We start from the raw sequence: 543 nt of genomic DNA, 5'->3' as shown, positions 1-543 counted from the left end.
CGGCCGGGGGTGAAGCGGGTGACGCTGCAGGAACGCACCCTGCCGACCACGATCCGTGCCGCGCGGGAGCATTACGAGACGGTGCGGCGGGTGCGGGACCTGAACCCGGAGTCCCCGGTGGCCCGCAACTACCAGGACGTGATGGACCACGCCGAACGGTTCGAGGTCGCGCACCGCAACTACCTCGTCCTCACCCTCGACCTGGTCACCCTCGGCTCCCAACTCAAAGCGCTCGGCGGCGGCAAAGAAGCGATCGTCGCGCTGGCGCACATCGAGGCCGGCAACCTTGCCGACGCGCTGTCGGCGGCGAAGATCAAGGTGCGCCGCTGGCTGTCCCCCCGGGAGGTTGCCGCGTTGGGCAGGTTGGCGTTCGATCCGGAGTTCGCCGCGACCGTGCAGAACCGCCCCGACACCCTCACCGGGGTGGACCCTGTCGCGATCGGGCCGATGTACCTCGACGAGCCGAAGGGCCGCAACGGGATCGTGGTCACCGACTCCGCGGTGCACACCACGATGTGGGTGCACGAATGGCCCCGCTCCGAC

General features: G+C 69.8%; 1 protein-coding gene. It reads left to right on the top strand.

The genetic code is table 11. The features are described 5' to 3' along the window. Positions 1-9: 9 nt before the first annotated feature. Positions 10-543, top strand: a 534-nt coding sequence (locus AC3A46_RS19520) for an SCO6880 family protein (protein ID WP_487666700.1), incomplete at its 3' end; no start/stop codon positions are given.

The sequence above is a fragment of the Microbacterium sp. Soil_C_42 genome (genome assembly GCF_057656735.1).
Note: the sequence above shows the minus strand (reverse complement) of the source record. Positions and strands in the feature narration are given on the sequence as shown.